Raw genomic sequence first — 13,205 nt, forward strand, 5'->3', positions numbered from 1 at the left:
GTCAAGTGATAATTCATATTAGGACTTGCTGATAACATAACTGTGGAAGAATTTATTAATTTGGCTAGCACTTATGAAAAATATCAGCGATAATATATATATCTTATTTTTTTGGATAAAGTTAAATGCTGTTTCGTAAATCTATCGCCTTTGCAATTATAACGAGTGTTTTATTAACAGGTTGTTCGGTTATTGAACGTTGGGTATATCGACCCGATATTAACCAAGGTAATTATGTGACGCAAGATGCTATTGATCTATTACAAGTTGGTCAAAATAAAGAACAGGTCGTATTTATTATGGGATCACCAATGCTAACTTCCATTTTTGGTGATAGCGTTTGGTATTATGTTTTCCGTCAACAACCTCAGCATGGCACTGTAAGCCAAAGGACGTATGCTGTTTATTTCGATGAAATGGGCATTGTAAAGGATATCAAAACCTCAGAGCTAGCTGGTTCTAAATCATTAGCAGAGATGAATAAACAAGGTATATCAGACCCAATTGATACTGAATCTGATGATGATAATTCTGAATCTTAACCAAAATATAACTAAGAAACTCGTAAAGAGATGAGTTTTTAGTTATATTTGCCCATTTATACGAAAAAATATTAAAATGATAATTGTTATTGGTAGCCATTACCACTGTAAGAGGCAAAAATTGAAATAATAATTGCAATGTATAAAATAACAAATACAATTAGAAAATATTTTCAATCGCCATGTAGATTTTCAATAGCAGCAACAATATATTCTTCTTTATGAAGATTTGCTGCTCAACTAAATGCACTTACCGATTTAAAAATCTTGACACCAGCAATAATTTGTGGAATGCCAATAATAGCAGTGATTATCCCCAGACATGTAAAAGCGCCTGCAATTATAAAAATAACATCAAAAATTTGTTGCATAGTAGCAATAAAATGCATATGTTTCTTTAATAATTCAGTTGTTTGAAAAGAAATGGTATTTGTCTTATTTTTATCCGTTTTTATTCCTTATGTTATTCCATTTGAAAGTGTCAAATAGAATAACATTTTTAATTAATGCCGAGGTGATTTTTTGCATAATAGTTCAAGTTTAAATCGTTTTTCTATTGCCCCCATGTTAGATTGGACAGATAAACATTGCCGTTATTTTCATCGAATTTTAACAAAAAAAGCATTGCTATATACCGAAATGGTGACTACAGGCGCAATTTTATTTGGGAAAGGTGATTATTTAGCTTTCAACAATGAAGAACATCCACTTAGCCTGCAACTAGGCGGTAGCGATCCTAACGCATTAGCACAATGTGCAAAATTAGCGCAAGAACGTGGTTATGACGAAATCAACTTAAATGTGGGATGTCCATCGGATCGCGTACAAAATGGTATGTTTGGTGCTTGTTTAATGGGAAATCCAAATTTGGTTGCCGATTGTATCGCTCAGATGCAAGATCAAGTTGATATTCCCGTCACGGTAAAAACAAGAATTGGTATTGATGATTGCGATAGCTATACTTTTTTGTGTCAATTTATTGAAAAGGTAATGCCTTACACCAAAACATTTATTGTACATGCGCGCAAAGCATGGTTATCAGGGTTAAGCCCAAAGGAAAATCGTGAAGTTCCGCCACTTGACTATGAACGTGTTTATAAATTGAAACAAGATTATCCTAATTTAACTATAGCCATCAATGGTGGCATAAAAACAATTGATGAAATAAAATGCCATTTACAGCATGTTGATGGTGTGATGGTTGGGCGAGAGGCATATCAAAATCCACTGTTACTTACTGAAATTGATACGCAAATTTTTGGCACAAATACCCCCATCATTGATCCCCTATCTGCTATTCAAGCACTTTACCCTTATATCGAACAACAGCTAATGCAAGGTGCGCAACTTAACCATATTATGCGGCATACTTTAGGTATATTTAATGGACGTAAAGGAGCAAGGCAATGGCGGCGCTATCTTAGCGAAAATGCGCATAAAAAAGGGGCAGGGGTCGAGGTTGTTGAACAGGCTTTAACATTCATCAAATAATATTTAACAAAATAGCAATTTTATTTGCTCAATAATGACGCTAATTGCGCGCTGCTAGTATATCGTTATATACTAGCTCACATTTTTCCTAATGGTTTTATTCTGTGCGTTTAAATTCAAGTCAACAAAAAACCGTTGAATATGTTTCAGGACCGTGCCTTGTTTTAGCTGGGGCAGGTTCTGGCAAAACTCGGGTTATCATTAACAAAATTTCCTATTTAATTCGTGTTAAAGAATATTTACCACGCCATATTGTTGCGGTTACCTTTACGAATAAAGCCGCACGCGAAATGAAAGAACGTATAGCCCAAGCTCTTAGTAAACAAGAAGTAAGAGGGCTTAAAATATCAACATTCCATACGCTAGGATTGGATATTATTCGCCGAGAGTATACTCATCTGGGAATTAAATCTAACTTCTCACTATTTGATGATCATGATCAAACAGCGCTACTTAAGGAACTAACTCATCAATGGTTAGAAGATGATAAGGATCTGATTAATCAATTACGCTCAACAATCTCAAATTGGAAAAATGATCTTGTTGATTCAACTATTGCGATGGCAAGAGCGCAGACGAATAAAGAGAAATTATTTGCTCACTGCTATCAATTGTATGAAAAACAATTAAAAGCTTGCAGTATATTAGATTTTGATGATCTTATATTATTGCCCACACTCTTATTAAAAACCAACGAAGAAGTTCGCGAAAAATGGCAAAACAAAGTTCGTTATTTGTTGGTTGATGAATATCAAGACACAAACACAAGTCAGTACGAATTTATCAAATTACTGGTTGGTAACCGAGCTAAATTTACTGTTGTTGGTGATGATGATCAGTCTATTTACTCTTGGCGTGGTGCACGACCACAAAATTTAGTATTACTTAAACAAGATTTTCCTAATTTAGAAGTGATAAAATTAGAACAAAATTACCGATCATCGGGTCGAATTTTAAAAGTGGCGAATATCTTAATCGAAAATAATCCACATATCTTTGAAAAAAAACTTTTCTCAGAACTGGGTTATGGTGAAACATTAAAAGTTATTTCAGCCGATAGCGAAGAGCATGAAGCCGAAAAAGTTATTAATCACCTTATTGGCCATCGCTTTGCGCATAACAGTCAATATGGTCAATACGCTATCTTATATCGTGGCAATCATCAGGCACGACTAATTGAAAAGATACTCATGCAATATCGGATACCGTATCGAATCTCTGGCGGTACATCATTTTTTGCTCGAATTGAAATTAAAGATTTAATGGCATATTTGCGATTATTAACTAATCCAGATGATGATAATGCGTTTATTCGTATTATCAACACACCAAAACGAGAAATTGGTCCAGCAACTATTCAAAAACTTGGCGAATGGGCTAATCATCGAGGTGTTAGTTTATATCAAGCAAGCCATGATATGGGGTTGACCCAATTGCTTTCAGGTAAACGTATGGAGTCATTACAAGAATTCATACAATGGTTTGATGCCCTTATTCAAAAATCTCATACTGAACCCATGGAAGCTATTTATGAACTTCTACACGGGATTCATTATGAGAGCTGGATTTATGAAACCTCATCATCTCCAACATCTGGGCAAATGCGCATGCGCAATGTAGAACAATTGGTCAGTTGGTTAAATGATATGTTGCAAGGTGATGATATTGATGAAGCAATGACACTTGAACAAGCTGTCGCGAGATTTACTTTGCGTGATATGTTAGAACGTAACGAGTCCGAAGAAGAACTCGACCAAGTACAACTTATGACACTACATGCATCTAAAGGATTAGAGTTTCCTTATGTCTACTTGATTGGCATGTCCGAAAGTTTATTACCTCATCAAACCAGCATTGATGAAGATAACATTGAAGAAGAGCGCCGTTTAGCTTATGTTGGTATTACTCGGGCGCAACGAGAACTGACTTTTTCTTTTAGCCGGCAACGTAAACAATTTGGCGAAACCCTTCAAGTTGAACCGAGTCGATTTTTATTAGAACTGCCACAAGACGACTTGGAGTGGCAAGATCAGCGTAACGAATTATCACCTGAAAAAAAAATGCAACAAGGGCAAAGTAGGCTAGCCATGCTAAAAGCGCAAATTGCCAAGGCTAAGTATTCAAATTTTGACTAGTATAAAATAAGGAATAACAAACGATGAAGTTAATAGGGGCTGTTGATCTTTGCTGTACATAAATTACTCAACAATACATTGGCAGCCACATTAACATAAATGCCAGTGATACCATACTGGCATAATTCCTTTCCAACTTATCGTATCTAGTTGATATTGAACGATATTACTTGATTCTAGCAAAGGCATTCTCGACTAAATGACGATAGCGATAAAGGCACCTATCCATACTGCTTTTATCTATATCCTTACCATAATTACGTTTAGTAATCACCGTTCGTCCGCCTTTTTGACGAACAAAGCACCGAAAAAGCTCGCTGTCATAACCTTTATCGGCTATTACTGTATTGACTTCATCGAGCTTTTCAACTAGGTTTTCTGCATAAGTGATATCATGTCGTTGTCCTTCAGAAAGCTCAAAACAAATAGGCAAACCACCACTATCAACCGCAAGATGAATTTTAGTTGAATTACCACCACAGCTCTGACCTATTTGCTCACAATGCTCCGTTGCAGCGCCTGTACTATGTTGATGAGCCCTGATAATCGAGCCATTTAGGAACACCCATTCAAAATCCGCTAGTTGTGATAAATATTTGAAAATATCAACTAATATTCCTTTTTTAGACCACAAATTAAATCGTCTATAGACGGTGCTCCATTCACCAAACTCTTCTGGCAAATCTCGCCAAGGAATACCGGTTCTCATTCGGAAAAGGATCCCTTCAAACGTCATCCGATGCTCAGATTTATTATAAACTCGGCCGGTATTTTTCATTATTTGTAGTAGCTTTTCCCACCGTTTATCTGTTAGCATTGTTCTTGGCATGATGAATCTAGTTATGGTTGTTTTTGCAGAATTATTATAACTCACATCATGCCGTCTAAAAAATAATCACGAAAGATCAACACGCCCCTAATAGATAATAGAATAAAAGTAATTAAAAAAATATCTGCATTGTAATGCAAATTAAATTAAGGATAAGATATACATTTATAACCAAAATTAAACTAATAAGAAATTAAATTGATGATATTTTATCAATCCAATGTGATAAACCATTAAAAATCATTGACGGATCGAAATAGCTTTATATAATACACAGTGGCTAAACAAAAAATCCTATCTAAGTCTCCTTAGCTCAGCTGGATAGAGCAACGGCCTTCTAAGCCGTAGGTCACAGGTTCGAATCCTGTAGGGGACGCCATTAAAGTCTAAAATAATCAATCAGTTATAGTGGGAAAATTCAGAGCTTGATGATATTTATTTCTATTTTGTGACCGCATTTGAAAAATGACTTAAATGTTCATCGTTCATATGAGCGTATTTTTTACCATTTCCAAGGTTTCCCAACCACCCAATTCTTGCTGTGTAAAAATTTGGATATTCCTGCTTGCTCGTGTGTACCCTTAAATTATGAAAATGGGAATTATCAGTTTTACAAATTTTCTTGGTGCAATTAAAGACTCCTCGATCAATATCTTTTAAAGGGTTATTATTCGCACTTACAAAAACATAGTTGCTGTTTTATGAACCTTTGTTTTTTATAGCTTAACAGCTTTATCATTTAATAATAAAGTTACTCATTGAACAAATCACATGGTATAACAAGTTGATTATATCCAACTGGCGAAAGGTTATATCGAACGATTTAATCGTACCTATCACATTGAAGTCTTCTTAACAAATAGATACTATTAATTCTTAATTAGCCACTAAACGGTATAGGATGCTGAATATTTTTTACAGAAAATTTAATTTAACAAGTTCTCAGTTTTGTAAATACCCATGGTGAGTTATGTACTTACTATGGGTATTTATACCATTATCTTAATAGTTACCTTTGTGGTCAATACTTTGTTTTAATTCATAAGCTGTAGGCCTATCCGGATGAAATGCTACACGTTCATACCAAGCGTTTACCTTTACTTAAAAATTAAACAAAACAACAAACCAGAGAATATTTATTTTGTCGACATTGATGATTTTTCACGTGAGCTCTATGCAGGTATTTACCCTGATAAATCCCAATTTAGCGTAGCACAGTTTCTGCAAAATGATATATTAGCCCAATGTCCGTATATCACTACATGTATTTATTCCGATAACGGACGTGAATATCAAAGTACAAGTGAACATCTATTTGTTAAAATGTTTAATAATTATCGTATCAATTAAAAATTCTTATTGTAAATACCTCACAGTTAGTACACAACTCACGTAACGAATTACACTACTTAGTATTTTATTTTCAATAGGCGTCATATTATTTAATGACTAATGGAGTTTTTTTGTGTTATGAGGTGTTATAAATAGAATGTTTCAGATAAAAGACTAAACTTTAAAAGTTTAAGCTAAAAAGGGTTACAATAACTTAAATTAATTGCTATTTAAGTTTGATTAAATAGCAATTAAAGGTAGGTAAACTACAAAAGGTAGAATCTTAATTATAAAACAGCTTAACCGCCATTAAAAACAGTGGTAAAGTGTGATAAAAATGAACGTTGCTCTTCTTTAGGCATGTTTTCAAGATTCGCTTGAATCAGCTGATCAACTTTTTGGGCTTCATCAACTAAGCCTAATTCATTATAAGCATTATGCATCAAAAGTAACGCTTCTTTAGTTGAATCGGTATCTGGGAACATAACCAGCATTTGCGTCACACGATTAATGACTGCTATATAAGCACCGCGTTTTGTATAGAACTGCGCAACTTTTAACTGGTAGCGAGCTAATCTATTTTTCAAAAATACAAGGCGTCTTTGCGCATCGGCTGCATATTGACTATTTGGGAAGCTTGACAGTAAATAAGTAAAGTCCTTAAACGCAGCAGAAGCGTAATCCGGATCGCGATCTGAACGATCAACATTAAACCAGCCTTGGAGCATATTGTCGTCTTGCGCCATATTTGAAATACCTCGCATATAAATAACCCAATCAATATTAGGATGCGTTGGATTTAATTTCAAAAAGCGGTCAATTGACGCAATTGCTAACGGTAAATCGGCTGATTTATAGTAAGCATAAATCAAATCAAGTTGGACTTGTTGGGAATACGGACCAAATGGATAATTCTTGTCCAAAGCCTCTAATATAGTAATACTGGATTTAATATTACCATTTTCAAGCTCTGACTTCGCTTTGTTATGAAGTTCAATTTCAGGTAAACGCTCAACATCGGGCTTGGAAGAAGTACAACCAATTAGCATGCCACTTAGAGCAATAGCTAACAAAGAGTGTAAACGCAATTTCATTCAGTTTTTGATCCAAATATAATTAAACATTAAAGGCGATGATTGGTATATAATACTCTAAAACATAACAGCTTAAAATAGATAAATTACATATGAATGAGTTAATATTATCAACCGAAATCGAACAAAGTCAACTAGGAATGCGTTTAGATCAAGCATTATCTGAGCTTTTTCCTGATTATTCACGCTCAAGGATAAAAGATTGGATTACTAATAATAAAGTTGCTGTCAACAATGTCATCGTTAATAAACCTAAAGAAAAAGTACTCGGTGGTGAAATAATAACTATTAATGCCGAAATTGAACAAGAAATTTATCATCAACCCGAAGATATAAAGCTTGATATTGTTTACGAGGATAGTGATATTTTAGTGATCAATAAACCTCGTGATTTAGTTGTGCATCCAGGAGCAGGTAATCCTGATGGTACGGTATTAAATGCATTATTGCATTATTATCCCGATATAGCACGCGTGCCACGCGCAGGTATTGTGCATCGCCTAGATAAAGATACAACAGGGCTAATGGTTGTAGCTAAAACCATTATGGCGCAAACACACTTGGTCGAATCACTTCAACTACGCGAAATTACACGCGAATATGAAGCTGTAGTTATGGGGATTATTACCGCAGGAGGGACAGTTGATCAGCCTATCACCCGTCATCCAACCAAACGTACTCATATGGCTGTATTCCCAACGGGTAAACCAGCGGTTACGCATTACAGAGTGATGGAAAAATATCGCTTACATACTCGTTTGCGGTTACGTTTAGAAACAGGGCGAACACATCAAATCCGTGTGCACATGGCACACATTGCTCACCCACTAATTGGTGACCCACTCTATGGTGGAAGACCAAGACCACCTAAGGGAGCTAGTGAATCTTTTATTCAAACCTTACGCGATTTTAATCGCCAAGCATTACACGCTACCATGTTGCGCTTATATCATCCTATAACAGGTGAACAAATGGAATGGCATGCGCCTATTCCTGAAGATATGCAAAAATTAATTAAATCTTTACAAGAAGATACCGAGTGGCACAGAGACGAACTAGATTGGTGACAAATATGATTAAATCGATTTACCCATATTGGACAGCCCCAAAAAAAATTCATGCCTTTACTACAACACGTACTGGTGGCGTCAGTTTAGCGCCATTTGCAAGTTTAAATATGGGAAATCGAACCGGTGATAATTCCGAGCATATTGCTGAAAACCTACGAAGAATTATTCAAGCCGAAAAAATACCAAGCGAACCGTATTGGTTAACGCAAACTCACAGTACAACAGTGCTTGATATATCACAAATTGCTTTACAACCCCCAACAGGTAACATCGATCCTTATCAAACTTTTGAAGCTGATGCATCATATACCAATCAACCTAAGCAAGTTAGCGTGGTACTAACCGCAGATTGCATGCCGGTGCTTTTTTGCACAACAAAAGGCGACGAAGTTGCAGCTGCCCATGCCGGTTGGCGGGGATTATGTAATGGTATATTAGAAGAAACGATCAAAAAATTCTCAAGCTCGCCATCAAAAATCATCGCGTGGATGGGACCAGCCATTAGTGTCAAAAAATTTGAGGTAGGTATTGAAGTCAAACAACAATTTGAAAAAGTTGATCCAAAAGCACAAGAAGCATTTAAATTGATCAACCCGACTGAACAAAAATACCTAGCCGACTTATATCTAATTGCCAAACAACGCTTACAAGCAGTAGGAGTAACGCAAATTTTTGGTGGTGATTATTGTACTTATATTGAACAGGATAAATTTTTTTCTTATAGGCGTGAAAATAAAACTGGCAGAATGGCATCAATGATCTGGTTCGAGTGATTTATTTTTTAAAATTAATAAGATGAATAAGAAATTAAAAGCACTTTATAGGGAAAGTAAGATGTCTATATTAGGCTAATATTTATAGCATATTTGCTTATAAGCCAATACTGTATTGTGGTAAATTTCATAAAATAACAAAAAATCATGTTAATCATCTAATTTTATTGAAAAAAATTAAAAATGAAACTTAAATGAAATTATGTCCTACCTGAGATTTTTTATAAAAAAACACCATATTTTATGACGTTCGAGGGTTATTATTGTCATTTATTTGATGCTCAAATATTCCTGTAACTGAGTATTGAAATTAATTTATAGATGGATTTGGTGGTGTTTATATTGACTTATTTTTGAGCATTTAGAATGGTGAAATAATTTTTGGTTGCAAGAATAAAATAAAAATAATTTAAAATCAACTTGATAAATTAATGTGTTTTTTGAGTCTTATTAAATTTATATCACTTTTGTTGTTTACAAGCCTCATGCTTACCTCTACACTAATCTATGTTCTCAACGGGGTGCCTGAAGAGCTGAGAATGTTAAATAGAATAACATAACCCGCCGAACCTGAACTGGATCATACCAGCGGAGGGATTTGAGTTATTTCACTTGCTCAAACCTTTTGTCTTTTATTTGCTATTTTGGAGGCAAAATGTTTTGTAAAAAATTGTTATTATCTTTGGTATTATTGGTACCTTTTATGGCAAATGCTGCCAACGTAAAACCAAGCCTAACTGTTTATAGCTATAATTCCTTTGTTTCAGAATGGGGGCCGGGAAAAGAAATTGAAAAGGGATTTGAAGCACTGTGTAACTGTGAAATTGAGATTGTTGCATTAGGTGATGGGGTGGCGATATTAAATCGAATGCGCCTTGAAGGTAATAGAAGTAATGCCGATGTGATCTTAGGATTAGACAATAATCTTTTGGAACAGGCCAAACAAGCCAAAATAGTTATACCTCATCAAATCACTAAACCAGATAATTTAAATACCGACTGGTGGGATAGTGATTTTATGCCTTATAATTTTGGTTATTTCGCTTTTATTTATGATCAACAAAAAATCAGTAATCCACCACGTAGCATGCATGAGCTAGTTGATAATAAAGCTAACTGGAAAATTATCTATCAAGACCCACGAACCAGTACCCCCGGGTTAGGTTTATTATTTTGGATGAAAAATATATATGGCAATGATGCCGCATCTGCATGGCAAAAAATAGCGAATAATACTGTGACAGTGACTAAAGGTTGGAGCGAAGCTTATGGTCTATTTTTAAAAAACGAAGCTGATTTTGTGCTTAGTTATAGCACTTCGCCAGTTGCACATATTATGAATGATAATGATCATCGTTATGCTGCTGCTATTTTTGACGAAGGGCATTATCGTCAAGTCGAAGTTGCGGGTATTACTAAGTATAGTCAGCATCCCGAATTGGCACGTGCTTTTTTACAATATTTATTAACGCCTGATGTACAACGTCAATTTGCTGAAAAAAATTTCATGTATCCGATTATTAATATAACGTTGCCTGAAGCTTTTCAGCAAATTAAACCAGTCAATAAAGCACTCGAGTTTGATGCTAAGCAAGTTAAAAATAATCAAAAGAGCTGGGTGCGTGAATGGAAATCCACCATTAGTAAATAGTTTTATTCAGTATAATGTTGAAATTAAGAACGTTAATCCCTGGCATTAGTGCTGCAAGCTTGATTTTAGTTGTATTAGGTTCAGCACTATTTGCGCTTTGTTTAGTTGCTTTTGAGTCTAATAATTTAACTGTCTATTTTGATAGTTATTTATTACATGTTATTTGGATAACAATATTTCAAGCAACGTTATCAACATTGCTATCTGTGTTATTGGCAATATTGATGGCTAAAGCCCTATCGATAGTCAATTTTTGGGGTAAAAATCTATTGCTACGCATTATGCCTATCACCTTTATATTTCCTACGTTGGTTGTGGTAACGGGGTTATTATCTGTTTATGGGCAACATGGTTTATTAGCGTCGTTTTGTCATTATTTAGGTTTGCCTTTTGTGATATCCATTTATGGTTTAAAAGGTATTTTATTGGCACATATATTTCTTAATTTCCCTTATGCTTGTTGCTTGTTTTATCAAACCTTAAATAGTGTACCAGTCGAACACAAACAATTAGCTGCTCAATTGAATTTTTCGAGTTTTACTTATTTTAAAGTGGTGGAATGGCCACTGTTGCGTCGACAGTTGCTACCTATGGCATCGCTAATCTTTATGCTTTGTTTTTCTAGTTTTGCTATTGTATTGGCTCTAGGTGGTGGACCTAAATATACCACACTTGAAGTTGCCATTTATCAATCCATCCGTGAATTTGATTTGATACAAGCCGTGCTTTTAGCATGTTTGCAGTTGGTTTGTTGTGCTTTTTTTATGGGGTTGATGCAAAAGTTTAATTATAGCTATAAATTTAACACTCAATATGTTAAGCAAAGTTATCGTTTACCTGTTTCGTTTAACTTAATTTTGTCGAGTTTTGTTATTATTGTTATTGGTGCATTATTTATTTTGCTACCCATCATAACTATATTAATAAAAGGTATTTATTTTTTTCAGTGGTCATTTTTTTCAGTGGCCTTTCAACGTGCAGTTATGTTTTCTTTACTAATTGCTTTTGGGTCAGCTAGTATTGCTATGCTACTAGCTTTATTATTACTCTATACAAACAGCCGATTATTGATTAATCAGCAAATAAAATGGAGTAATCGGTTAATGTTAATTGGATCGCTGATTTTAATTATTCCAAGCATGGTGCTGGCGTCAGGTCTGTTTTTATTGTTATTTCCATACGCTTATAGTTCTGTCTTTGTTTGTGTTTTGACGATGCTTTGTAACAGTTTAATGGCACTGCCATTTATATTAAAAAACCTCGCTGCACCAATGTATGATGTTACATCACGCTATTGGCACTTAAGCCAGTCACTTAATATTACTGGTTTTTGGCATTTTTATTTAATTGAATATAAAGCACTAAAAAAGTTAATTATCCAAAGTTTTGCCTTTTCAGCAATATTATCATTGGGTGATTTTGGTATTATTGCGTTATTTGGTGGACAGTCAGTCACAACATTACCTTATTATTTATATGAGCAAATATCGTATTATCATTATCATGAAAGTGCTGTAACTGCTGCATTATTGCTAATATTATCTTTTAGTTTACTGGTTGTGATAGATTATGATCGAACTGAATCAAATTAATTATCAATATGATAATTTTAAAATGCATTTTGATATCAAAATTACTGCAAAAGAAAAGGTGGTTATTGTTGGGCCAAGTGGTGCAGGTAAAAGCTCATTGTTAAGCTTGATTGCTGGGTTTATTTCACCAAACTATGGGCAAATTTTACTTAATCATCACAATATGACTCACACTCAACCAGGAAAGCGGCCTGTTTCGATTTTATTTCAACATAATAATTTATTTGATCATTTAAATGTTGAACAAAATATTGGCTTAGGTATAAAGCCTTGTTTAAAACTAAATACATCGGAACGCCAAACAATAGATGATATGTTAGCTAAAGTTGGTTTAACTGGTTTTAATAATCGTTATCCCGAACAACTTTCAGGTGGTCAGAGTCAACGTGTTGCGTTAGCTCGTTGTTTAATTCAACGCCGACCTATTTTATTGTTAGATGAGCCATTTTCAGCTCTCGATCAAGCATTACGCTTTGAGATGTTAGCATTAGTTGATCAAATTTGCGATGAGCTCGATTTGACATTAATGATGGTCTCACACAATCTTAATGATTCGCTTAGTTATTTTTCTCGTTGTTTGGTGGTGGATAATGGGCAGATCGTTTTTTATGGTTTACCAAACCAACTTATGCAACCTAAAAATAGTGTTTTTGCAAAATTAATTGGATTAAAGAATGATAAAAATAAATAAAGTAA

Annotated in this window: 10 protein-coding genes, 1 tRNA gene, 2 pseudogenes and 1 riboswitch; of the genes and pseudogenes, 10 read left to right on the forward strand and 3 right to left on the reverse strand. The window is 34.6% G+C overall.

The window, feature by feature from the left end; translation table 11 throughout:
- Window positions 1–125: 125 nt before the first annotated feature.
- Window positions 126–542 (forward strand): outer membrane protein assembly factor BamE, encoded by a 417-nt coding sequence (gene bamE, locus ACGH49_RS06150; RefSeq protein WP_411588642.1) that lies wholly within the window; start codon window positions 126–128, stop codon window positions 540–542.
- A gap of 236 nt (window positions 543–778) precedes the next feature.
- On the opposite strand, the gene ACGH49_RS06155 is transcribed toward bamE, so the two are convergent.
- Complete coding sequence (locus ACGH49_RS06155) at window positions 779–931, reverse strand: DUF5362 family protein (RefSeq protein WP_411588643.1); 153 nt, start codon at window positions 929–931, stop codon at window positions 779–781.
- 175 nt (window positions 932–1,106) lie between these two features.
- Here ACGH49_RS06155 and dusA point away from each other — a divergent pair, with 175 nt between their 5' ends.
- Both dusA and rep read left to right on the forward strand, forming a co-directional pair.
- Window positions 1,107–2,033 carry a tRNA dihydrouridine(20/20a) synthase DusA gene (gene dusA, locus ACGH49_RS06160; RefSeq protein WP_085165494.1) on the forward strand — a complete coding sequence of 309 codons (927 nt, stop codon included), beginning with the start codon at window positions 1,107–1,109 and terminating at the stop codon, window positions 2,031–2,033.
- 104 nt (window positions 2,034–2,137) lie between these two features.
- Complete coding sequence (rep, locus tag ACGH49_RS06165; protein ID WP_411588644.1) at window positions 2,138–4,168, forward strand: DNA helicase Rep; 2,031 nt, start codon at window positions 2,138–2,140, stop codon at window positions 4,166–4,168.
- Between the two features lie 67 nt (window positions 4,169–4,235).
- Here the strand turns inward: rep and ACGH49_RS06170 are convergent.
- Window positions 4,236–4,997, reverse strand: a pseudogene (locus tag ACGH49_RS06170) (IS5 family transposase).
- A 302-nt stretch (window positions 4,998–5,299) separates the two neighbouring features.
- On the opposite strand from ACGH49_RS06170, the gene ACGH49_RS06175 reads away from it, so the two are divergent.
- Window positions 5,300–5,376 (forward strand) — tRNA-Arg (locus ACGH49_RS06175).
- Window positions 5,377–6,059: 683 nt separating this feature from the next.
- A complete protein-coding gene (locus ACGH49_RS06180) occupies window positions 6,060–6,347 on the forward strand; it encodes a hypothetical protein (RefSeq protein ID WP_411588646.1) in 288 nt (95 codons plus the stop codon).
- 353 nt (window positions 6,348–6,700) lie between these two features.
- Here ACGH49_RS06180 and bamD read toward each other — a convergent pair.
- Window positions 6,701–7,423, reverse strand: a pseudogene (bamD, locus tag ACGH49_RS06185) (outer membrane protein assembly factor BamD); the annotation flags it as partial.
- A 92-nt stretch (window positions 7,424–7,515) separates the two neighbouring features.
- Between bamD and rluD the strand changes: the two are divergent.
- The 5 genes from rluD to thiQ all read left to right on the forward strand — a co-directional run bounded on the left by rluD (window position 7,516) and on the right by thiQ (window position 13,200).
- On the forward strand, window positions 7,516–8,490 hold the full coding sequence (gene rluD, locus ACGH49_RS06190; RefSeq protein ID WP_411588648.1) for a 23S rRNA pseudouridine(1911/1915/1917) synthase RluD: 975 nt from the start codon (window positions 7,516–7,518) through the stop codon (window positions 8,488–8,490).
- 5 nt (window positions 8,491–8,495) lie between these two features.
- Window positions 8,496–9,266: a peptidoglycan editing factor PgeF gene (gene pgeF, locus ACGH49_RS06195; RefSeq protein WP_411588649.1), complete on the forward strand. Its 771-nt coding sequence runs from the start codon at window positions 8,496–8,498 to the stop codon at window positions 9,264–9,266.
- Between the two features lie 507 nt (window positions 9,267–9,773).
- Window positions 9,774–9,881: riboswitch (TPP riboswitch) on the forward strand.
- A 40-nt stretch (window positions 9,882–9,921) separates the two neighbouring features.
- A complete protein-coding gene (gene thiB, locus ACGH49_RS06200; RefSeq protein WP_411588650.1) occupies window positions 9,922–10,917 on the forward strand; it encodes a thiamine ABC transporter substrate binding subunit in 996 nt (331 codons plus the stop codon).
- 14 nt (window positions 10,918–10,931) lie between these two features.
- Complete coding sequence (gene thiP, locus ACGH49_RS06205; RefSeq protein WP_411588651.1) at window positions 10,932–12,509, forward strand: thiamine/thiamine pyrophosphate ABC transporter permease; 1,578 nt, start codon at window positions 10,932–10,934, stop codon at window positions 12,507–12,509.
- Window positions 12,487–13,200, forward strand: coding sequence for a thiamine ABC transporter ATP-binding protein ThiQ (thiQ, locus tag ACGH49_RS06210; protein WP_411588652.1), 714 nt, complete (start codon window positions 12,487–12,489; stop codon window positions 13,198–13,200). Before thiP ends, thiQ begins: the two co-directional genes overlap by 23 nt.
- The last annotated feature ends 5 nt before the right edge of the window (window positions 13,201–13,205 follow it).

It is taken from the genome of Gilliamella sp. BG7 (assembly GCF_046635565.1).
GTDB lineage: Bacteria > Pseudomonadota > Gammaproteobacteria > Enterobacterales > Orbaceae > Gilliamella > Gilliamella apicola_P.

Excerpts from the sequence above, each read along its gene's own strand:
- ACGH49_RS06155 (WP_411588643.1), bottom strand. The coding sequence starts at position 931 with ATGCATTTTATTGCTACTATGCAACAAATTTTTGATGTTATTTTTATA.
- rluD (WP_411588648.1), top strand. The coding sequence starts at position 7,516 with ATGAATGAGTTAATATTATCAACCGAAATCGAACAAAGTCAACTAGGA.
- ACGH49_RS06180 (WP_411588646.1), top strand. The coding sequence starts at position 6,060 with ATGAAATGCTACACGTTCATACCAAGCGTTTACCTTTACTTAAAAATT.
- thiP (WP_411588651.1), top strand. The coding sequence starts at position 10,932 with ATGTTGAAATTAAGAACGTTAATCCCTGGCATTAGTGCTGCAAGCTTG.
- dusA (WP_085165494.1), top strand. The coding sequence starts at position 1,107 with ATGTTAGATTGGACAGATAAACATTGCCGTTATTTTCATCGAATTTTA.
- thiB (WP_411588650.1), top strand. The coding sequence starts at position 9,922 with ATGTTTTGTAAAAAATTGTTATTATCTTTGGTATTATTGGTACCTTTT.
- bamE (WP_411588642.1), top strand. The coding sequence starts at position 126 with ATGCTGTTTCGTAAATCTATCGCCTTTGCAATTATAACGAGTGTTTTA.
- thiQ (WP_411588652.1), top strand. The coding sequence starts at position 12,487 with ATGATCGAACTGAATCAAATTAATTATCAATATGATAATTTTAAAATG.
- pgeF (WP_411588649.1), top strand. The coding sequence starts at position 8,496 with ATGATTAAATCGATTTACCCATATTGGACAGCCCCAAAAAAAATTCAT.